Annotated in this window: 17 protein-coding genes and 2 pseudogenes; 10 read left to right on the top strand and 9 right to left on the bottom strand. The window is 69.5% G+C overall.

Going from position 1 to position 19,468, the window contains the following annotated elements; all coding sequences use genetic code 11:
* Window positions 1-59 precede the first annotated feature (59 nt).
* The 7 genes from WQ53_RS10515 (at window position 60) to WQ53_RS10485 (ending at window position 6,677) form a co-directional block, all read left to right on the top strand.
* Window positions 60-1,538, top strand: a complete 1,479-nt coding sequence (locus WQ53_RS10515; protein ID WP_052632121.1) for an SH3 domain-containing protein — start codon at window positions 60-62, stop codon at window positions 1,536-1,538.
* The gene (locus WQ53_RS10510; RefSeq protein WP_052632120.1) at window positions 1,535-2,632 is read left to right on the top strand and encodes a dipeptide epimerase; all 1,098 of its coding nucleotides are present in this window, start codon (window positions 1,535-1,537) and stop codon (window positions 2,630-2,632) included. Before WQ53_RS10515 ends, WQ53_RS10510 begins: the two co-directional genes overlap by 4 nt.
* A 47-nt stretch (window positions 2,633-2,679) precedes the next feature.
* Window positions 2,680-3,528 (top strand): MurR/RpiR family transcriptional regulator, encoded by an 849-nt coding sequence (locus tag WQ53_RS10505; RefSeq protein ID WP_052634043.1) that lies wholly within the window; start codon window positions 2,680-2,682, stop codon window positions 3,526-3,528.
* A gap of 114 nt (window positions 3,529-3,642) precedes the next feature.
* On the top strand, window positions 3,643-4,368 hold the full coding sequence (locus WQ53_RS10500) for a L,D-transpeptidase family protein (RefSeq protein ID WP_052634042.1): 726 nt from the start codon (window positions 3,643-3,645) through the stop codon (window positions 4,366-4,368).
* The gene (locus WQ53_RS10495) at window positions 4,368-5,627 is read left to right on the top strand and encodes a dicarboxylate/amino acid:cation symporter (RefSeq protein WP_052632119.1); all 1,260 of its coding nucleotides are present in this window, start codon (window positions 4,368-4,370) and stop codon (window positions 5,625-5,627) included. The genes WQ53_RS10500 and WQ53_RS10495 overlap by 1 nt, the downstream gene beginning before the upstream one ends.
* 94 nt (window positions 5,628-5,721) lie before the next feature.
* A complete protein-coding gene (locus tag WQ53_RS10490; RefSeq protein ID WP_052632118.1) occupies window positions 5,722-6,219 on the top strand; it encodes a hypothetical protein in 498 nt (165 codons plus the stop codon).
* 146 nt (window positions 6,220-6,365) lie between these two features.
* Window positions 6,366-6,677 carry a hypothetical protein gene (locus WQ53_RS10485; protein WP_052632117.1) on the top strand — a complete coding sequence of 104 codons (312 nt, stop codon included), beginning with the start codon at window positions 6,366-6,368 and terminating at the stop codon, window positions 6,675-6,677.
* Between the two features lie 492 nt (window positions 6,678-7,169).
* Here the strand turns inward: WQ53_RS10485 and WQ53_RS17420 are convergent.
* The 3 genes and pseudogenes from WQ53_RS17420 to WQ53_RS10475 form a co-directional block, all read right to left on the bottom strand.
* Window positions 7,170-7,424, bottom strand: a pseudogene (locus WQ53_RS17420) (fibronectin type III-like domain-contianing protein); the annotation flags it as partial.
* 104 nt (window positions 7,425-7,528) lie between these two features.
* Window positions 7,529-9,359, bottom strand: a pseudogene (locus tag WQ53_RS10480) (glycoside hydrolase family 3 N-terminal domain-containing protein); the annotation flags it as partial.
* 234 nt (window positions 9,360-9,593) lie between these two features.
* On the bottom strand, window positions 9,594-9,938 hold the full coding sequence (locus tag WQ53_RS10475; protein ID WP_052632115.1) for a BON domain-containing protein: 345 nt from the start codon (window positions 9,936-9,938) through the stop codon (window positions 9,594-9,596).
* A 165-nt stretch (window positions 9,939-10,103) separates the two neighbouring features.
* On the opposite strand from WQ53_RS10475, the gene WQ53_RS10470 reads away from it, so the two are divergent.
* Window positions 10,104-11,147, top strand: a complete 1,044-nt coding sequence (locus tag WQ53_RS10470; RefSeq protein WP_052632114.1) for an oxidoreductase — start codon at window positions 10,104-10,106, stop codon at window positions 11,145-11,147.
* Window positions 11,148-11,398: 251 nt separating this feature from the next.
* Here WQ53_RS10470 and gnd read toward each other — a convergent pair whose 3' ends face one another.
* The gene (gene gnd / locus WQ53_RS10465; RefSeq protein WP_052632113.1) at window positions 11,399-12,307 is read right to left on the bottom strand and encodes a phosphogluconate dehydrogenase (NAD(+)-dependent, decarboxylating); all 909 of its coding nucleotides are present in this window, start codon (window positions 12,305-12,307) and stop codon (window positions 11,399-11,401) included.
* A 282-nt stretch (window positions 12,308-12,589) separates the two neighbouring features.
* Between gnd and WQ53_RS10460 the strand changes: the two genes are divergently transcribed.
* Window positions 12,590-13,450, top strand: coding sequence for a PA4780 family RIO1-like protein kinase (locus WQ53_RS10460; protein WP_052632112.1), 861 nt, complete (start codon window positions 12,590-12,592; stop codon window positions 13,448-13,450).
* 100 nt (window positions 13,451-13,550) lie between these two features.
* Here WQ53_RS10460 and WQ53_RS10455 read toward each other — a convergent pair whose 3' ends face one another.
* The 4 genes from WQ53_RS10455 to WQ53_RS16365 form a co-directional block, all read right to left on the bottom strand.
* Window positions 13,551-14,288 carry an rRNA pseudouridine synthase gene (locus WQ53_RS10455; RefSeq protein WP_052632111.1) on the bottom strand — a complete coding sequence of 246 codons (738 nt, stop codon included), beginning with the start codon at window positions 14,286-14,288 and terminating at the stop codon, window positions 13,551-13,553.
* Between the two features lie 131 nt (window positions 14,289-14,419).
* On the bottom strand, window positions 14,420-15,235 hold the full coding sequence (locus WQ53_RS10450; RefSeq protein ID WP_052632110.1) for a S1 family peptidase: 816 nt from the start codon (window positions 15,233-15,235) through the stop codon (window positions 14,420-14,422).
* Between the two features lie 76 nt (window positions 15,236-15,311).
* Window positions 15,312-16,127, bottom strand: a complete 816-nt coding sequence (locus tag WQ53_RS16815; protein WP_144409301.1) for a hypothetical protein — start codon at window positions 16,125-16,127, stop codon at window positions 15,312-15,314.
* 142 nt (window positions 16,128-16,269) lie between these two features.
* A complete protein-coding gene (locus WQ53_RS16365) occupies window positions 16,270-17,331 on the bottom strand; it encodes a DUF2569 family protein (RefSeq protein ID WP_082112972.1) in 1,062 nt (353 codons plus the stop codon).
* A 186-nt stretch (window positions 17,332-17,517) separates the two neighbouring features.
* Between WQ53_RS16365 and WQ53_RS10445 the strand changes: the two genes are divergently transcribed.
* Complete coding sequence (locus WQ53_RS10445) at window positions 17,518-18,975, top strand: GGDEF domain-containing protein (RefSeq protein ID WP_052634041.1); 1,458 nt, start codon at window positions 17,518-17,520, stop codon at window positions 18,973-18,975.
* Between the two features lie 15 nt (window positions 18,976-18,990).
* Here the strand turns inward: WQ53_RS10445 and WQ53_RS10440 are convergent, their stop codons facing one another.
* Complete coding sequence (locus WQ53_RS10440) at window positions 18,991-19,344, bottom strand: cupin domain-containing protein (protein WP_052632109.1); 354 nt, start codon at window positions 19,342-19,344, stop codon at window positions 18,991-18,993.
* Between the last annotated feature and the right edge of the window lie 124 nt (window positions 19,345-19,468).

Here is a 19,468-nt window from a genome sequence, read left to right as displayed (position 1 = left end):
GCGCGAATATTCGGAATAACTATTCTTCCGCACTGCGCCCCCAGGGGAGGACCGGCCAGATGAGCGCCGCGAACAAGGTTTCGATTGCACGGCCGTACCCGCTCCGCCACGGGTGCGCCCGGCCGTGGCTGTCCGCGCCGCTGCTGGCTGCGCTGCTTGCGGCCGCCCTGCCCGCCCTGGCCGCGCCGCCGGCCGCCGATGCGCCGACCGCGGTGGTCGAGGTCCGCCACGCCGACCTGACGCCCGGGCACTGGCTCGCGCAGCTGGCCGACCCGGACCGGGTGATCCTCGACCGCGCCGGCATCGCCGCGCAGAACGCGCGCATGCGCAGCGAAGACAAGTCGATCGTCGACATCGCCGCTCTGCCCGAGCCGCTGCCGCGGGCGCTGGTGCGGGAGAAGATCGAGGCGCTGTCGGCGCCGCCCACCCGCACCCTGTACGACGTGCACGGCAAGCCGCTGCCGCCGCGCGAGCTGGCCGCGCTGCAGCGCGCGCTGGCGCTGGACGCGATCCCGGCCACCCGCCCGCTGCGCTACGGCCTGGTCGTGCACCGCGCCGACCTGCGCGCCTTCCCGACCCGGCTGCGGGCGTTCAGCAGCGCGGGCGAGACCGACATCGACCGCTTCCAGGAATCGGCGCTGTTCCCGGGCGACGCGGTGGCGGTGCTGCACGAGAGCCGCGACCGGCAGTGGCTGTTCGTGGCCAGCGAGCGCTACGCGGCCTGGATCGAGGCCCGGCACGTGGCCACCGGCGACCGCGGCACGGTCCTCGGCTACGCGCAGCGCGCGCCGTACCTGGTCATGACAGGCGCCACCGTGCGCACCAACTACACGCCGGAAGAACCACGCGTGTCGGCGCTGCAGCTGGACATGGGCGTGCGCCTGCCGCTGCGCACCGACCTGCCGCCGGACCGGCCGGTCAACGGCCAGCATCCCTACGCCTCGCACGTGGTCGAGCTGCCGGTGCGCAACGCCGACGGCAGCCTGGCGCTGGCGCCGGCGCTGATCGCCCGCTCGGCCGACGTCGCCCACGACTACCTGCCGCTGACCCCGGCGCACCTGGTCCGCCAGTCGTTCAAGTTCCTCGGCGAGCGCTACGGCTGGGGCCACAGCTACGACGCGCGCGACTGCAGCGGCTTCGTCTCGGAGATCTACCGCAGCTTCGGCATCCTGGTCCCGCGCAACACCCGTGACCAGGCGGTGAGCCCGGCGCTGGACCGGATCGGCTTCGCCCCGGAGGACGGCCGCGACAAGCGCATGGCCGCGGTGCGCCAGCTGCAGGTCGGCGACCTGATATACATCCCCGGCCACGTGATGATGGCCATCGGCCACCAGCGCGGCCTGGCGTTCGTGATCCACGACACCAACGGCGGCAGCTGGCGCGGCGCCGACGGCGCCCGCGTGCGCGCCGGCCTCAACGGCGTGGCGGTCACCCCGCTCGAGCCGATGCTGTTCGGCGAGACCGAGACCTACGTCGACCGCATGACCAGCATCCAGAGGATACGGCCCGTGTCCTCCCCCAATCCGGCCACTCCATGAAGATCACGGACATCGAACTCGGCATGCTGCGCGTGCCGCTGAAGACCCCGTTCAAGACCGCGCTGCGCACCGTCGACACGGTCGAGGACATCGTGGTGCTGGTGCGCACCGACAGCGGCCACACCGGCTACGGCGAGGCGCCGGCCACCGCGGTGATCACCGGCGACACCCATGGTTCGATCGTCGAGGCGATCGACCGCCACATCAAGCCGCGCCTGATCGGCCAGGACGTGGCCAACCTCAACCGCGTCTGCGGGCTGATCCAGGGCGCGCTGGAGCGCAACACCAGCGCCAAGGCCGCGGTGGAGATCGCCGTCTACGACCTGTGGGGCCAGCTCTACGGCGCGCCGCTGTACAAGATGCTCGGCGGCGGCGACCCGGTGATCACCACCGACATCACCATCAGCGTGGACCACATCGACAAGATGGTGGCCGACTCGATCGCCGCGGTCGATCGCGGCTTCGACTCGCTGAAGATCAAGGTCGGCAAGGACATCGGCCTGGACATCGAGCGGGTCAAGGCGATCCACGCCGCGGTCGAGGGCCGCGCCCTGCTGCGCCTGGACGCCAACCAGGGCTGGACCCCCAAGCAGGCGGTGTACGCGATGAGCACCCTGGAGGACGCCGGGGTGCTGCTGGAACTGCTCGAGCAGCCGGTCAAGGCCGCCGACATCGAGGGCCTGAAGTACGTCACCGAGCGCGTGCACACCCCGGTCATGGCCGACGAGAGCGTGTTCGGCCCGACCGACGTGTTCGACCTGATCGAGCGCCGCGCCGCCGACATCATCAACATCAAGCTGATGAAGACCGGCGGCCTGTCCAACGCCATCCGGATCGCCGACATCGCCGCGCTGTACGGGGTGCAGTGCATGATCGGCTGCATGATCGAGTCGGCCATCTCGGTGGCCGCCGCCGTGCACCTGGCGGTGGCCAAGGCCGACGTCATCACCAAGGTCGACCTGGACGGCCCCTCGCTGGGCCAGTTCAACCCGGTCGAGGGCGGGGTGATCTTCGACGAGTCGGAAATCACCGTCACCGACGCGCCCGGCCTGGGCATCCGCGAGATCCGCGGGCTGGAGCTGCTGGCGCGCTGAGCCGCGCCGGTTGCCAGGTGCGCCCGTCCCGGATGAAGATCGCACCCATGCCGCCGCTGGTGAAGATCCGCTCAGAACGCGACCAGATGTCGGCGATCGAACGCCGCATCGCCGACTTCATCCTCGACAACGCCCACCTGCTGCGCGACTACTCCTCGCAGCAGCTGGCCAGCGCGCTGGGGATCAGCCAGTCGTCGGTGGTCAAGTTCAGCCAGAAGTTCGGCTTCCGCGGCTACCCGGACCTGAAGTACAGCATCGGCCAGGCGGTGGCGCGCAACGGCGCCGACGCTCCGGCCCAGGCCGCGCCGGCGGCCGACGGCGACGAGTACACCCGGCTGGAGGAGAGCCTGCGCCGCAGCAAGGCCGCCGCCGAGGAGGAGACCCGCCTGCTCAACCCGCGCGAGGGCATGGAGCGGATCGTCGGGCTGGTCGACGGCGCCGGCAAGGTGTTCGTCTGCGGGCTGGGCGACGACGGCCTGTTCGCGCGCGAGTTCGGCATGCGCCTGTCGCTGCTGGGCGTGCTCACGGTGCACCATTCCGACCCGATCCTGATGATGGCCAACCTGTCGGCGGCCCGGCCCGGCGACGTGCTGCTGGTGTTCTCCGAGTTCGGCCAGCTGCCGCAGCTGTCGCAGATCAGCCGCCAGTTCCAGGCCTGCGAGGGCAAGGTGGTGTCGATCACCCGGCACACCGCCAACCCGCTGCGCGCGCACGCCGACGCGGCACTGGTGGTGTCCGCGCACGACTCCTCGCCGCACATCGAGGCGCTGCTGTACCGTTCCTCGCTGCAGTACCTGCTCGACTTCCTGTTCGTGCTGCTGTGCCAGGCCAACCCGGACCGGCACCGCCAGCTCGGCATCAACCTCGAGCGCATCCGGCACCTGCTGGACACGTGATCCCCCGACAACGAACGAGACCGCATGGCCGCATCGCACGCCGGACCCGCACGCCCATCCCGCTTCGCCTGGCCCGTGGCCGCCGCCCTGGCCCTGGCCTGGGGCATCGCGGCCATGGCGCACGACCCGGCATCCATGCCCGTCGAGCCGCTGCACGACGCCCGCCAGCTGGTGGTGGTGACCACCGCCGGCTGGGACGAGCACCAGGGCCGCCTGCACCGGCTCGAGCGCGCCGGCGAGACCGCGGTGTGGCGCGAGGTGGATGCCTTCGACGTCAGCCTCGGCCGCAACGGCAGCGCCTGGGGCGTGGGCCTGCATCCGCAGACCGACCAGGGCCAGGGGCCGCGCAAGCGCGAAGGCGATGGGCGCAGCCCGGCCGGTGTGTTCGCGCTGGGCACCGCCTTCGGCTACGCCGACGCCACCGCCAGCGCCCTGCCCTACCAGGCGATGCGGGAAAGCGACTGGTGCATGGACGTGCCCGACTCGCCGCTCTACAACCGCATCGTCGACGCGCGCGTGGTCGGCCAGGCCGCCGTGGCCGGCTCGACCGAGCCGATGCGCCTGGACCTGCACCATGACGGCGACCCGCGCTACCGCCTCGGCTTCGTCATCGGGCACAACCCGGAGCACGCGCCCGGCGGCGGCAGCTGCATCTTCGCCCACCTCTGGCGCACGCCCGGCGAGGCCACCGCCGGCTGCACGGCGATGGCCGACGCCGACATGGAAGCGCTGCTGGCCTGGCTCGACCCAGCCCGCGCGCCGCGCTTCGTGCTGCTGCCCGAGGCCGAGTACCGGCGCCTGGCGCCGACCTGGCACCTGCCGTTCCTGGGAGTGCGCTGATGCGCTGGCCGGGCGCGACCGCGCGCGTGCTGCTGGCGCTGGCCGCCGGCGCGATCGTCGGCCTGTCGCTGGCGCACTGGCACCCGGACGCGGCGCTGGCCGCCGCCGGCGTCGCCCAGCCGGTCGGCCGGCTGTGGCTGAGCGCGCTGCAGATGACCGTGGTGCCGCTGGTGCTGGCGCTGGTGATCCTGGGCGTGGCCACCGCCTCGGATGCGGCCGCCTCCGGACGGGTGGCGCGGCGGGCGATGACGGTGTTCGTGGCAATGCTGTCGTTCTTCGCCGCCTACGCGGCGCTGGCGGCGCCGGCGCTGCTGTCGCTGGTGCCGCGCAGCGAAGCGCTCGCCGCGACCCTGCAGGGCTCGGCCGCCACGGTCGAGGCCGGCGCCGCGCCGACCCTGGCGCAGTGGATCAGCGGGGTCATCCCGTCCAACGCGATCATGGCCGCCGCGCAGGGCGCGATGCTGCCGCTGGTGGTGTTCGCCCTGTTCTTCGGCTTCGCCCTGACCCGGATCGAGTCCGAGCGCCGCGCCCAGGTCATCGGCCTGTGCCACGGCATCGCCGACACCATGATCGTGATCGTGCGCTGGGTGCTGCTGGCCGCGCCGCTGGGCGTGTTCGCGCTGATGCTGGCGGTGTGCGCGCAGGCCGGGCTGGGCGTGGTCGGCGCGCTGGCCGGCTACATCGTCCTGCAGTGCGCCATGTACATCGGCGCGATCTTCATCTGCTACGGGCTGGTGGCGATGTTCGCCGGGCGTTCGCCGGCGGCGTTCGCCAGCGGCATCCTGCCGGCGCAGGTGGTGGCGGCCAGCACCCAGTCCTCGCTGGCCTCGCTGCCGGCGATGCTGGAGAGCGCGCGCGACCGCCTGGGCCTGCCGCGCGCGGTGGCCGCGCTGGTGCTGCCGATGGCGGTGACCCTGTTCCGGATCACCAGCCCGATCCAGTACATCGTCGCCGCGGCGTTCGTGGCCTGGGCCTACGGCATCGAGCTGAGCGCGATGCAGCTGGCGGCCGGTTCGGCGCTGGCGGTGGTGATCAGCCTGGGCTCGGTCGGCCTGCCTGGCCAGGTCAGCTTCATGGCCACGGTGATGCCGGTGACCCAGTCGATGGGCCTGCCGGTGGAGCCGCTGGGCCTGCTGCTGGCGGTGGACACCATCCCCGACGTGTTCGCCACCACCGGCAACGTCACCGGTGATCTGACCGCGACCGCGATCGTGGCGCGCAGCAGCCCGGAGGCTGCCGACCCGTCCGACGCCGGCTGAACCGCGGCGTCCTCGCGCTCACGCCCGGATCACCGCGGCGGGCCGACAGTGACGCTCCACAGTGACGGCCGCAGGCCGTCGGAGCGCCCGTACCATGAAGACCCGCCGCATCTACGCCACGCCCAACCTCGCCGCCGCGCAGGCCGCCCTGGCGGCCGCGCGCGATACCGGCATCGACCGCGACTCGCTGTCGCTGATCGCCCGCTCCGACATCGAGATGGAGTCGGTGCCCGACGACCTGCGCGAGGCGCACACCGATTCGGTGCCGGCCGCGCTGCGCGGCGCCGCCGGCGGCGGCGCGGTCGGCCTGGTCGCCGGGCTGGTCGCGGTGGCCGTGCCACCGCTGGGCATCACCCTGGCCGGCGCCGGCCTGATGGCCGCGGTCGGCGCGCTGGTCGGCAGCTGGTCGGCGGCGCTGGTGGGCGCCACCGTGCCCGATCCGGTGCGGCGCCGCTTCGAGGACGCGATCGAGGCCGGGCAGATCCTGGTGGTGATCGACGCCGAAGAGGCAGCACTGCAGCGCGCCGAGGCGGCGGTGATGCAGGCCGGCGCGGTGCCGCTGCCGTACGAGGCAGCCAGCGCGGTGAGTTGATGCGCTTGCGCATGCAGGAACATGTACGCGCCACGCGCGTGCATGGTGGCTGCCCGCATAACTTCACGATCACGCCGCCTATCGCGGTGGTTAACCGTCGCGTCGTTAAGGTGTGGTCATCGACGATCAGCACGAGGAGACGCATCATGAGCCCGCAACCCGGCTACCAGATTCCCGGACGCGCCCCGGTCGAGCCGTTCCCCGATTCGGGGTACTGGAACCAGAAGTTCACCAGCGAGCCGTATTTCCTGGAGGGCGACAGCTACGACGACTACGACGCGGCCTACCGGCTCGGTTACGGTGCGCGGCGCCGCTATGCCGACCGCGACTTCAACAGCCTGGAAAGCGACCTGCAGCACGAATGGGAAACCAGCAAGGGCCCGTCGCGGCTGGACTGGAACCGCGCACGCCAGGCCGTCCTGCGCGCCTGGGAACGCGGCGAGCCGCACGGCACCTGACCCCGCCGCTCTTTGCTTCCTGTAGGAGCCGGGTTCAGCCGGCGACCCGACGCCGTCGGCACAGGCGACGCTCTCGTGGTCCCGACGCCCGTGTCGCCGACTGAAGTCAGCTCCTACAGAAGGCGCCCGCGCCGCAACTGTTGTAGGAGCCGGGTTCAGCCGGCGACTCGACGCCATCGGCACAGGCGACGCTCTCGTGGTCCCGACGCCCGTGTCGCCGACTGAAGTCAGCTCCTACAGAAGGCGCCCGCGCCGCAACTGTTGTAGGAGCCGGGTTCAGCCGGCGACGCGACGCCGTCGGCACACGCGACGCTCTCATGATCCCGACGCCCGAGTCGCCAGCAAGCTGTGTTCCTACAGAACAGCAGCCACACCGTTGTTGTAGGAGCCGGGCTTGCCCGCGACGCGACGCCGTCGGCACAGGCGACGCCCTCATGGTTCCAACGCTCGTGTCGCCGGCTGAAGCCGGCTCCTACACAGTCGCGGGGGAGATCAGGGTGGCAGCAGTTCGAATCGCGCCGGCTCGCCGGTCGCGGACGATGGCGCGATCCAGACATCGAACGTCCCCGGCTCGGCGCCACGGCTTCCATCGGCGCAGGTAAAGGCCAGCTGCGCGCGCGACAGCTCGAACACTACCTCGCGCGCCTCGCCCGGCTGCAGCCGCAGCTTGCGGAACCCCTTCAGTTCGCGCACCGGCCGCACCCGGCTGCCGACCCGATCGTGCACGTACAGCTGCACCACCTCCTCGGCAACACGGTCTCCGGCGTTGCGCACCGTGGCGCGCACCACCACCCTGCCGTCCCACGCCATCGCCGGCGCATCGACGCAAGTGGCGCCGTATTCGATGCGGCTATAACCCAGGCCATGGCCGAACGGATACAGCGCGGTATTGGGATATTCGCGCCAGCGCGCCTTGAACTCGGACATCGCCGGCGTTTCCGGCCGCCCGGTGCGCGGATGATTGTAGAAGAACGGCTGCTGCCCGGAGTCGTGCGGGAAGCTCACCGGCAACCGGCCCGAGGGGCTGTAGTCGCCGAACACCACGTCGGCCACCGCATGCCCGGTCTGGCTGCCCAGGAACCAGGTCACCAGGATCGCCTGCGCGTCGCGCACCGCGCCCTCCAGCGCCAGCGCACGCCCGTTGCGCAACAGCACCACCACCGGCGTGCCGGTCGCGGCCACCGCCTCGGCCAGCGCCTGCTGCGCCGGCGGCAGCACGATCCGGGTACGCGACTGTGCTTCGCCGCTGTAGCGCTGCGGCTCGCCCACCGCCAGCAGCACCACCCCGGCGCGGCGCGCGGCGGCGACCGCCGCCTCGATGCCGCCCTCCATCGGCGCCTCCAGCGCACAGCCGTCGACCACCTCGAGCACGGCATCGTCGGGCAGCGCGGCGCGGATACCGGACTCCAGGGTCACGTAGCGTGACTTGTCGCCGAACAGCGTCCAGCAACCTTCGATGTTGTCGGTGTCGCGGGCGAACGGGCCGACCAGCGCGATGCGCGCATCGCGGCGCAGCGGCAGCAGCTCGCCCTCGTTCCTGAGCAGCACGATCGAGCGCCGCGCCGCGTCGCGGGCCAGCGCCTCGTGCGCGGCCAAGTGCGAAGTGTCGGCCTCGCGCGCCGGGTCCAGCGAGCGGTACGGATCGTCGAGCAGGCCGATGGCGGCCTTCAGCGACAGCACCCGCCGCACCGCCGCGTCCAGCGCCGCCATCGGTACCTCACCGGACTCGACCAGCGCCGGCAGGTGCGCGGCGTAGAAGCCGCTCTGCATGCTCATGTCCATCCCGGCCAGGAACGCGCGCCGGGTGGCGTCGCGGTCGTCCTCGGCGTAGCCGTGCGCGACCAGCTCCATGTCGGCGGTGTAGTCGGACACCACCACCCCGGGGAACCGCCACTGCTCGCGCAGCACCCCGGTCAGCAGCGCGTGGTTGGCGCTGGCCGGCACGCCGTTGATGTCGTTGAAGGCGGTCATCACCGCCAGCGCGCCCGCGTCCAGGGCGGCCTCGAACGGCGGCAGGTGCACGTCGCGCAGCGTGCCCTCGGCGATCTCCACGTAGTTGTAGTCCATGCCCGCGGCCACCGCGCCGTAGCCGACGAAGTGCTTGGGCGTGGCCAGCAGCGAGTCGGCGGCGCGCAGGTCCTGGCCCTGGAAGCCGCGCACCCGCGCGGCGGCGAACGCACAGCCGAGGAAGGTATCCTCGCCGGCGCCCTCGGCACCGCGGCCCCAGCGCTGGTCGCGGGCGATGTCCACCGCCGGCGCGTAGGTCCAGTGGATGCCGGCGGCAGTGGCCTCCACCGCGGTAGCGCGCGCGGTGCGCTCGGCCAGTGCCGGCTCGAAGCTGGCCGCCTCGCCCAGCGGGATCGGGAACACGGTGCGCATGCCGTGGATCACGTCGGCGGCCAGCAGCACCGGGATGCCGAGCCTGCTCTCCTCCACCGCCACGCGCTGGATCTCGAGGCCCTGCGCGGCGCCGACGCCATTGAACAGCGCGCCCACGCCCCCGGCGCGCACCTGCTCGAGCACTTCGGCGGCGTTGTGCACGTTGGCGTCGGGGTTCACGTCCGGCGCGAATGGCCGGACCATGTCGGCGAACACCCCCAGCTGCCCGACCTTCTCCTCGAGGGTCATGCGCGCGAGCAGGGACTCGACTCTCGCGTCGGTGGGCTTGGGGTCGCTCGGCATCGGGGCGGGGGGCGGGACGGGGGCGACCCGATTCTAGCGGAGGCATCCGCCGCGGCGGTCAACGCGTACGCATAAACGGGCACTGCACCACGCATGCGCGGGCATGTAACCCGATGTAACAGAAGGTTTGCGGGAGGTTGGCGGATGCAACAGAAAGCGGCGCGGAGCCGCGAAGCTCCGCGCCGCCATGGCGCCCGTCGTCACTCCGGTGCGCCAGAACCGTGTGTCCGGCTATCAGCGACCGGCCACCCGCAGCGCCGAGGTGTCGACGCTGGCCACGCCCTCGATGTCGCGGGCGATCTTCTTGGCCTTGTCGGCCTGGACCTGGGTTGCGGCCGTACCGCTGAGGTGGACCACGCCGTTGACCGTGTCGACCTTGATGTCGGTGCCAGACACGTCGGTGTCGGCCAGCAGGCTGGACTTGACCTTGGTGGTGATCCAGGTGTCGTTGACCGGCTGCGCCGATTCCCTCTCGGCGGCCGGGTTCTTGGCCGGCTTGTTGTCGTCGTTGGCCAGTGCGGTGGCGCCGCTCAGGGCCGCAACCATGGCGACCGCCAGGATGGAAGCTTGCTTGCGCATCGGTAACTCCTCGTCGGGTGGGTGTGGTGGGAGTCTCGGCGGCGCCGCGTACAGCAGCAGTGAATCCAGGCGTGAAGGTTGTGCTGCGTTCAGCGCGGTGAGCGCGCTTGCACGATGGCGTCATCGCCGCGTGTAATGCCGGGCCGGAATCACGGAGTTCCGCCGATGGCCAACGACCTGCATGTCGCACTGATCGGCTACGGCCTGGCCGGCAGCGTCTTCCACGCACCGTTGCTGGCGGCCACGCCGGGCCTGCACCTGCATACGGTGGTCTCGCGCCAGGCGGACAAGGTCGCAGCCACGTACCCGCAGGCGCGCGTGCTCGCCGATCCGGCGCAGGCGTTCGCCGACCCGGCCATCGACCTGGTGGTCGTGGCCACGCCCAACGACAGCCACGCACCACTGGCACTGGCTGCGCTGGCCGCCGGCAAGCACGTGGTGGTGGACAAACCGTTCGCCTTGAACGTGGCCCAGGCGCAGGCCGTTCGCGACGCGGCCGCGCGCACCGGCCGCGTGCTGGGCGTGTTCCACAACCGGCGCTGGGATGCCGACTTCCTCGCCCTGCGCGCCCTGCTCGACGACGGCGCGCTGGGCGAGGTGGCCGAGCTGCACTCGCACTTCGACCGCTTCCGGCCGCAGGTGCCCGACCGCTGGCGCGACCGCGAAGGCCCCGGCAGCGGCCTGTGGTACGACCTGGGTCCGCACCTGGTCGATCAGGTGCTGCAGCTGTTCGGCCCGCCGCTGGCGGTCGCCGCCGACCTGGCCCGCCAGCGCAGCGGCGCCTCGGCCACCGACTACTTCCACGTGCAGCTGCGCTACCCGCGGCTGCGCGCGGTCCTGCACGCCGGCGCGCTGGTGCCCGGCCACGGCCTGCGCTTCGCCGTGCACGGCACTGGCGGCAGCTGGATCAAGCACGGCCTGGACCCGCAGGAGGACGCACTGCGCGCCGGCGCCGTGCCCGGCGCCGCCGGCTGGGGCCGCGACCCGCGCCCGGGCACGCTGCTGCGGGCGGGCGACGACGGCAGCGTGCAGGAAGCGCCATCACCCGCGCCGGCCGGCGACTACCTGGCCTTCTACGCGGGCATGCGCGACGCGATCCTCCGCGGCGCACCGCCGCCGGTCACCGCCGACGAGGCGCTGCAGGTCATGCGCGTGATCGAAGCCGGCCTGCTCAGCGACGCCCAGCGCCGCGAGATCCCCTTCCCCTGACCAGCGGCGTCCCTGTAGGAGCCGGGTTCAGCCGGCGACACGGGCGTCGGGAATACGAGGAAGTCGCCTGTGCCTGCGTGGCATGTCGCCGGCTGAAGCCAGCTCCTACAACGGCCATGTCGCCAGGCTCTTTTGTAGGAGCCGGGTTCAGCCGGCGACACGGGCGTCGGAACCATGAGCGAGTCGCCTGTGCCGAGGTGGCGTGTCGCCGGCTGAACCCGGCTCCTACAGAAGGCAGGGCGACATGCACCTCAGCCCTGCCTCACCCCATGCCCGCCGAACCGGTCCCGCAACGCCGCCAGCATCTTGTCGGCGAAGGAGTCCTTCTCGCGCGAGCGCAGCCGCTCCAGCAGCGACAGGGTGATCACCGGCGCGGCCACGTCCAGCTCGATCGCCTCGGCCACCGTCCAGCGGCCCTCGCCGGAGTCGGCCACGTAGGGCGCGATGCCCTCCAGCGACGGATTGTCATGCAGCGCCTCGGCGGCCAGGTCCAGCAGCCACGAGCGCACCACGCTGCCATGCCGCCAGATCTCCGCCAGCTGCGGCAGGTCCAGCGCCAGCGACTCCTTGCGCTGCATGATCGCGAAGCCTTCCGCGTAGGCCTGCATCATTCCGTACTCGATGCCGTTGTGGACCATCTTGGCGAAATGCCCGGCACCGCTGGGCCCCACCCGGCCCCAGCCGCGATCGGGCGCCGGCGCCAGGGTCTCGAACAGCGGCCGCAGCCGCTCGCACGCGGCCGCGTCGCCGCCGACCATCAGGCTGTAGCCTTCGGCCAGCCCCCAGACGCCGCCGCTGGTCCCGCAGTCGAGGAAGTGCACGCCGTCCCTGCGACAGTCCGCGGCGCGACGCTGGCTGTCCTGGTAGTTGGAGTTGCCGCCGTCCACCACCACGTCGCCCACCTGCAGCAGCGGCCGCAGTGCTTCCAGGGTCGCGTCCACCGGCGCACCCGCCGGCACCATCAGCCACAGCGCGCGCGGTGCCGGCAACGCCGCCAGCAACGCCTGCAGCGAATCGAACGCCTCCAGTCCGTGCGCCTGCGCCGCCGCCTGGCGCGCGGCCGCACCGGGATCGAACCCCGCCACGCGGTGTCCGTCCCGCTGCAGCCGCGCGGCCATGTTCGCGCCCATCCGCCCCAGTCCGATCATGCCGATGTCCATGCGACCTCCTGCGTACGTGGGGTACAGCCTTGCATGGGGCGCCGGCGCATGCCACAGGCGCATCCGCAGACGGCGGCCACCCAGGGCGGACCGCGACCGCCACGCCGGCATGCGGACCGTTCAAAGCCGGGAGGCCGCAGACTGCCGGGCGCGGCCTCCCCCAGGCCCGTGCCGGGCGCTGCCTGCAGGCAGCCGCATCCCGCCATGGCTACACCTGCCCGAAGATGCGAAAATCTGCCGCCTCATGGCCGGCCTCGCCGCGCCACCTCCCCCAGAGAACCCGTGAAGACTCCCCCAGGCCTGCAGGCGCTGATCGATGACGGCGTCATCGATCACGTGCTGCGACCGCTCAAGAGCGGCAAGGAAGCGGCGGTGTACGTCGTCCGCAGCGGCGACGAGGTGCGTTGTGCGAAGGTCTACAAGGACATGGCGCAGCGCAGCTTCCAGCAACGCGTGCAGTACCAGGAAGGCCGCAAAGTGCGCGGCAGCCGCGAGGCGCGCGCGATCGGCAAGGCCAGCAAGTACGGGCGCAAGCAGCAGGAAACCGCCTGGAAGAACACCGAGGTCGAAGCGCTCTACCAGTTGCGCGCCGCCGGCGTGCGCGTGCCCGAGCCGTTCGGCTACTTCCACGGCGTGCTGGTGATGGAACTGGTCACCGACGCGGAGGGCTTCTCCGCCCCGCGCCTAGGCGAGGTCGAGCTGGGCGCGGAGCAGGCGCGCGAATACCACCGCGTGCTGGTCCGGCAGGTGGTGCTGATGCTGTGCTGCGGGCTGATCCATGGCGACCTGTCCGCCTACAACGTGCTGGTCGGCCCGGACGGGCCGGTGGTGATCGATTTCCCGCAGGTCGTCAGCGCCGGCGGCAACAACGCGGCGCGCACGATGCTGCTGCGCGACGTCAACAACCTCACCGCAAGCCTCGGCCGCTGGGCGCCCGAGCTGCTGGACACCTGGTACGGCGAGGAGATGTGGGCCCTGTTCGAGGCCGGCGCACTGCGGCCCGATACCGAGCTGACCGGCGAGTTCACGCCGGACGAGGGCGCGGTCGACCTGGACAGCGTCCGCCACGCCATCAATGATGCGCGCGAGGAAGCGCTGATCCGGCAACAGGGCCGCGAGGCGGCGGCGGAAGACGGGAACTAGGCCAGGCGACCGGGCGGTTGCGACCGACCCGGTCCTGTCCACGCGGAACAGCAGACGGGCCGTCGGTCGACGAAGCGGTGCAGCCGCGCGCGAGCCGGCCTCAGAACCGCTCGCCCACCGGCAGGTAGCGCCATGCGCCGGGCGGCATCGCGCCGTCCGGACCCTTGCCCAATGCGACCTTGCCGATGCGCAGCCGGCGGATCGACACCACCTCCAGGCCCACCTGCTCGCACATGCCGTGCAGCTGCCCTTCCCGCACGCCCTTGATCGCGAAGCGCAGCCGGGTCTCGTTCTGCCAGCTGACCTTGCACGGCGCCAGCACCCGGCCGTCGTACGTCAGGCCATGGCACAGGCGATGCAGGCCGTAAGGGGCGATCCCGCCGCGGATCTCGACGATGTACTCGTGCTCGATCTGGTCCGCGTCTTCGCTCAGGCGGCGCCACACCCGACCGTCCTGGGTCAACACCATCAGCCCGCTGGCCTCGGTCTCCAGCGGCACCAGCGGGGTCAAGCGATGGAAATGCCGCCGCAGCAGGCGCACGCCGCTGGGGTCGTCGGCCCAGCGTGACACCGGCGCTACCAGGGCACTGGCGGGCCGGGGGCCAGTGATCGCATCGAAACCGGGCGGCTTGTGCAGCAGGATCGTGGCCGGTTCCACCGCTTCCAGGCGGGCGCCCGGGTCGAGTTCGACCCGCTCGACGGTCACCTTGTGCTGCGGCGCCTCCACCACCTGCCCGTCCACCGACACCCAGCCGTTGCGGATGAACTGCTCGGCTTCGGCGCGCGAGAGGTTGAACAGTCCGGCCACGCGCTGGGCCAGTCGAACCGGAGCGGTCATGGGAATCGCCGGGGAAACGGGCACGCAGTGTAGCGACCGGAAGGCCGACGATGCGACGAGCGGACAACGACAGCGAATTCCACGGGAATCCAAGAGCTATGCGGGGCGTTGCACTTCGAGTGTCAATTCACCTACGGCTGTCCAGACACTACACTTTCAATCCAGTCGGCGTAATGGCTCAAACGCACATTGCAGGTCACCTGGTCATAGCGACCGTATTTGGCACTCACCACATGGCCCTCAATCACTTTCCAAGAGGCCAACCCGGACAAAAGCCATTGATCTTCGACCTGGATAAGCGCGGGACCACCGCTGTCCCCGTTGCCAAGGGCACCCTCTAGGGGCAAAGCCGATGACGGCTCGTCGAACCGATAGCAAAACCAGCGGTCGTAAGCACTGGTGATCTCGTTGTAGGCACGACGAAGCTCCGTCCGGTTACGCCCACCGAGACTGTATCCTGCAGCGCCGTTGCCGGTCGCCCCTTTCCCGATGATCTTGACGATCTCGCCGGGCCGCACGCTGTCTTCGTGGAGTGCGACAGGGACGACATCCGTGACGGGCTCGACCAGCTTGACCAGCGCGATGTCGTCAGACGACGAAATAAACACCACGATCAAAATTGCTTCGCCACTGGCCATCGCGTGGTCGATCAGTTCTTGTGGCAGCGGCTTGTATCCAGCGTGGATGACGGTGCGCTCAACGTCCCTGGGCTTTCCGTTGATACCTACTTGTTTGAGTTCGGAGTGCAGCGGGATCGTATGGGCAGCGGTGATCACCCACTGCGGGGCAATCAGTACGCCGTGCCCCTCACTGGGCATATCGACGAGCGCAGGGAATTCAGAGGCCGTAATGCGATACTTCGAGTCGTCAACATCATGCCGGATGACGATGGCGCTGGCAGGGGACGACAGCGCGAGCAAGAGTGCGAGCGACAAAAATCGGGTCACGTGTTATTCCTACAGAAGGAACTAACGCCTTATGTGCCGCGAAGCGACATCGGCTTGAAAGAATTGCCAAGGGCCATCATGGCAGAGTAATGCCTAGTGGGAAAAGGGCCGTTCTGAGTGCTTGATACGCGGGACGCGCACTCGCAATTGACTGGACTGCTGTCCCAAGTATCGTAAGCATTGTCAGGAGCTTTGTATTATTTGGAGAGTCGGCAACCACCTGGGTTTCACACTCTGCAGCAATCTCTAGCAGTTCTTGTCTCTGTGTCTCGGCTAGATCGCTCGCTTGTTGTAATGCGTCACGAATAAGCGTTAGTGACTCTGTGAGCGCGGCGCGGTCATCAGCACCCAGATTTTGGACAACGTTTGCCTGTGCATTTGCGCCCGTTTGCACTGCACCAACAGAACCGTAAAAGTTGTACTGTGCCTGTGCCGAGTCTTGTTCAGGACTGTTCATCAGTGAATCCACGTAGAGATCAATCTCAACATCGTGCTTCTGGATCAAGTGTTGACGCATCGCATCAAGTGAAAGAACTTGATTCCTCGGAAGGCGCTGGAGCTGCTGTTGTAGAGACTGAGACAGTTCAGCGCAGAACGAGTTGACCTGTGAAGATAGCTGCCGCTTAAGATCTTGTCTGAGCGTACCATCCGGCTGAGTTCCGAGTGTGCGTTGAACTCTAGCCAGGCTTTCCCAAGCCAATATGGCGCGAACTTCGAGTTCTCGCTCATGCGCTTGGTGTACTTGTGATGCGTGAACACTAGAGTGAAAAATGCCTCTTTGTGCCGCTCTTGCTGAGATTTGTCGAAGCTCAGAGGGAAACTGCCGTAATCGTTCGGCAGTGCGAGCCTCAAGCAGCCTCGAGTAGCGATTTATAAAGTTTGCATCGAGCATCGAACGATCCTATGGCCCTAAACTACTATTAGCCTCCCCTAGAATGGGGGATGCTGCCCCGCATCTCCCGGCAAGCCGGACGGATCCTGCGTTTGGTCAGGGACTCGGAGCATGTAATTGCATGAGGCGATGCCGGCCTGTGTTATCCGTCGCGGGACACGCCAAGGGTGTTATCTGGCTTCACGTTATCGCCACTGGCGTACGTGGCCTTTACTCGCTTTGACCATTTAAAGTAAGGAAGCCAAATTGCGCTGAATAAAAACGATCCAAGAATACTGGAAATAAGCGCCACACGAATTTCCCCGGAGCCTTGCGCATCACCCAGCATGCTCAATGCAATGACATTGAATAGAAACGTAATGAGTGGATATATAACTAAAAAGGTTATAGCTATCCTTCTTCCGTTAGGGGATCCAGTCCAGATTCGCAATCCCACGATAAATGCATATATGCCCGCAATTGCGCCGCCAAAAGCATTTTGTCCTATTGCGGCATAAAGCGGAGAATCAGCGCTAACTCCATGCTTGGTGGCTAAATCTGAATACTCCGCCATTCCCGAACAACTACTCAATGGAAAAATGACAGTGAGCAAGATGCAAAACAGAGTGAGCCAACCACCAACACGCACCGCTGCAGGTCTTTGTACGGACGTTGACACATTAAGATTCCCGGCTCTGTCCACCTGATTGCCACATGCGGCGCAGAATTTTGAGGAATCTAGTATCTGTGCATTGCATTTCTGACAATTTATCTTCACCCCCCATGTGGAACGTAGCCACCCAAGCGATTCACAGTGTTTCGCATACGTCAGCAGCGCCGCGGCGATGGCCACTAGCAACACAGGCATCTTCAGACCCGCAAAGGCATAGGCCTCCCAAGCCGGCGTGACCAAGTAAATACCGGTGATCTGTAACAATAGCGCCAGTAGCGACACACCGAACATCAACACTGCCCAGCGCCGGCGCAGCAGCAGGCACAGCGCGCCGAGCACGCCACCTACCACCGCGAAGCCGAAAGCCACGTACACCCATCCCGGCGTGGCCAGATGGACCTGCCGGTCCGCCTCCGACAGCGCGGCCATGCCCGCCTCATCCAGGGTCGCCTGCGCGGCGAAAAAGACCAGCCCGATCAAGTTCCACACCAGCGCCAGGATCGCCACCCACCAGTAGCCCCGAGGCCGCACCGGCCCGGTCTGCGTCTGCATGAAGGTCTCCCCTCGTCCCGCGGCGCCAGTGCCGCGCCGCAGAGCCTACGCCCTCGGCGGCCGCCGCGGCATGCTGCGGCGCGGGCTAAACCCGGGCCGGGAGCGGCCGCTAATCCCAAAACCTGTCCCTGCGCATGCCTGCCGGCCGTGCGCCGCCTCCACGCGCCGGCCAACCGGAGCCCGACCATGCCGTTCGACCCCAGCCCCGCCGTCCCCGCCCGCGATCCCGCGGCCGCGACCGTGGCTGCCGGACCGGCGGCGGTGCTGCCGGCGTTCGCCGACGGCATGGCGCTCCTGCCGGGCGAACTGGGCGGGCTGGGCCGGCGCCTGCAGTCGGCGCTGCGCGAGGACGACTGGCGCACCTGCCAGCGCCTGCTGCACCAGTTCCTGGACAAGTACCTGCGCGACTTCGCCGCGAGCCTGGACGCCGGCGGCGCGCTGGTCGAGTCGGACCAGCTGCGCGAGCTACTGCGGCAGGCCGTGGGCGTGGCCCTGGCCTCGCTGCTGCAGCCGCTGCCGGCACTGGCCGACGAGTCCAGCGCGCTGGGCACGGCGCTGAAGCAGTGGCGCCCGGGCAGCGACCTGGCGCCGCTGGCGCGCCGGGTCCGCGAGCTGTGCCACCAGGTCGGCGTGCATGCCGGCGATGCCGCCGAGCAGCAGGCGCTGATGCTGAGCCTGTTCGACCTGCTGCTGGAGAACCTGTTCGAACTGCTCGACGACGGCAGCTGGTTGCGTGGCCAGGTGTCGGTGGTGCGCGAGCTGCTGGCCGGCAACCCCGACCGCCAGACCCTGGAGGCCACCCGCCAGGGCCTGCGCGAGCTGGCCTACCAGCAGGGCCTGCTGAAGAACGGCATCGATCAGTCCAAGGACGCGATGCGGTTGATGATGGTCTCCTTCGTCGAACGCCTGGACGGGATGGCCACCGACACCGGTGAGTACCAGTGCCGGCTCGAGGCGCACATGCACGCGATCCGCGAGTCGCGCACCATCGCCGACCTCGGCCACCGCCTGGAGGACGTGCTCGACGACACCGCGCGGCTGCAGCAGCAGGCGCTGCGCTCGCGCGAGCAGATGCTCGCCGCGCGTGCCGAGGTCGAGGCGGCCGAAGCGCGGATCCGCGAACTGGAGTTGCAGCTGCGCGACGTGGGCGACCTGCTGCGCAGCGATCCGCTGACCGGTGCGCTGAACCGGCGCGGCTTCGAGGAACTGTACGAGACCGAGGCGGCGCGCGCCGAGCGCGAGGGCCGGCCGCTGTCGCTGGTGGTGCTGGACCTGGACGAGTTCGGCCGGCTCAACGCACGCCACGGCCACGCCGGCGGCGACGCCGCGCTGCGCCACGTCGTGGCCACCGCCAACGCCGGCCTGCGCGCCGGCGACGCGGTCTGCCGCCACGGCGGCGAGGAGTTCGTGCTTCTGCTGCCGGGCACGCCGCTGGCCGAGGCCCGCGCGGTGGTGCAGCGGCTGCAGAAGCTGCTGGCGTCGCAGCCGGCGGTGCACGAGGGCCAGCGCATCACGGTGGCCTTCAGCGCCGGGGTAGCGGTGCGGCAGCTGGGCGAGAGCCGCGAGCACCTGGTCCGACGCGCCGACCGCGCCATGTACCAGGCCAAGCACGACGGCCGCAATCGCGTGGTCGTCGCGCACTGAGCCGCGGCGGCGCCCTCAGCCGCGCCGCGGCGCGCGCCCGGCCGGCCGCTCGTCGCCCGCCGGCGTGTACGCCGGCGGTGCGTAGAAATTGAGCGTCTTCAGCGGCGTGCGCCCGGTGTTGCGGATCTCGTGCGGCTCGCCGCGCTCGATCAGCAGCAGGCTGCCGGCCGCCAGCGCGCGCCGCGCGCCGTCGACGATCGCCACGCCGCTGCCGGAGACCACGTAGAGCCACTGCTCGGCGCCGCGGTGGCGGTTGTCCGGCCCGCCCTCGCAGCCGCCGGGCGCGATCACCATCTGCGCGGCCTGCACGCCGCGGCAGTCGAACAGCACGCGGAAGCCGCGGCCGAAACGCAATCGGCGATGCTGCATGGCGGACACTCCACAGGGAACGCGCCCGACCTTGGCGACGAAGCCGTGAATGGCGCGTATGCGGCGGACCTGAACCGGACAGCCTGCCGCGAACCGTTTCACGCGATGTTGCGCGCCGCTCCGC

The organism is Pseudoxanthomonas suwonensis, from assembly GCF_000972865.1.
Taxonomy (GTDB): Bacteria; Pseudomonadota; Gammaproteobacteria; order Xanthomonadales; family Xanthomonadaceae; genus Pseudoxanthomonas; species Pseudoxanthomonas suwonensis_B.
Note: the sequence above shows the minus strand (reverse complement) of the source record. Positions and strands in the feature narration are given on the sequence as shown.

What these genes read in the sequence shown, in the direction of transcription:
- WQ53_RS10515 (WP_052632121.1), top strand. Translation starts at nt 60, where the DNA reads ATGAGCGCCGCGAACAAGGTTTCGATTGCACGGCCGTACCCGCTCCGC.
- WQ53_RS10510 (WP_052632120.1), top strand. Translation starts at nt 1,535, where the DNA reads ATGAAGATCACGGACATCGAACTCGGCATGCTGCGCGTGCCGCTGAAG.
- WQ53_RS10505 (WP_052634043.1), top strand. Translation starts at nt 2,680, where the DNA reads ATGCCGCCGCTGGTGAAGATCCGCTCAGAACGCGACCAGATGTCGGCG.
- WQ53_RS10500 (WP_052634042.1), top strand. Translation starts at nt 3,643, where the DNA reads ATGGCGCACGACCCGGCATCCATGCCCGTCGAGCCGCTGCACGACGCC.
- WQ53_RS10495 (WP_052632119.1), top strand. Translation starts at nt 4,368, where the DNA reads ATGCGCTGGCCGGGCGCGACCGCGCGCGTGCTGCTGGCGCTGGCCGCC.
- WQ53_RS10490 (WP_052632118.1), top strand. Translation starts at nt 5,722, where the DNA reads ATGAAGACCCGCCGCATCTACGCCACGCCCAACCTCGCCGCCGCGCAG.
- WQ53_RS10485 (WP_052632117.1), top strand. Translation starts at nt 6,366, where the DNA reads ATGAGCCCGCAACCCGGCTACCAGATTCCCGGACGCGCCCCGGTCGAG.
- WQ53_RS10475 (WP_052632115.1), bottom strand. Translation starts at nt 9,938, where the DNA reads ATGCGCAAGCAAGCTTCCATCCTGGCGGTCGCCATGGTTGCGGCCCTG.
- WQ53_RS10470 (WP_052632114.1), top strand. Translation starts at nt 10,104, where the DNA reads ATGGCCAACGACCTGCATGTCGCACTGATCGGCTACGGCCTGGCCGGC.
- gnd (WP_052632113.1), bottom strand. Translation starts at nt 12,307, where the DNA reads ATGGACATCGGCATGATCGGACTGGGGCGGATGGGCGCGAACATGGCC.
- WQ53_RS10455 (WP_052632111.1), bottom strand. Translation starts at nt 14,288, where the DNA reads ATGACCGCTCCGGTTCGACTGGCCCAGCGCGTGGCCGGACTGTTCAAC.
- WQ53_RS16815 (WP_144409301.1), bottom strand. Translation starts at nt 16,127, where the DNA reads ATGCTCGATGCAAACTTTATAAATCGCTACTCGAGGCTGCTTGAGGCT.
- WQ53_RS16365 (WP_082112972.1), bottom strand. Translation starts at nt 17,331, where the DNA reads ATGCAGACGCAGACCGGGCCGGTGCGGCCTCGGGGCTACTGGTGGGTG.
- WQ53_RS10445 (WP_052634041.1), top strand. Translation starts at nt 17,518, where the DNA reads ATGCCGTTCGACCCCAGCCCCGCCGTCCCCGCCCGCGATCCCGCGGCC.
- WQ53_RS10440 (WP_052632109.1), bottom strand. Translation starts at nt 19,344, where the DNA reads ATGCAGCATCGCCGATTGCGTTTCGGCCGCGGCTTCCGCGTGCTGTTC.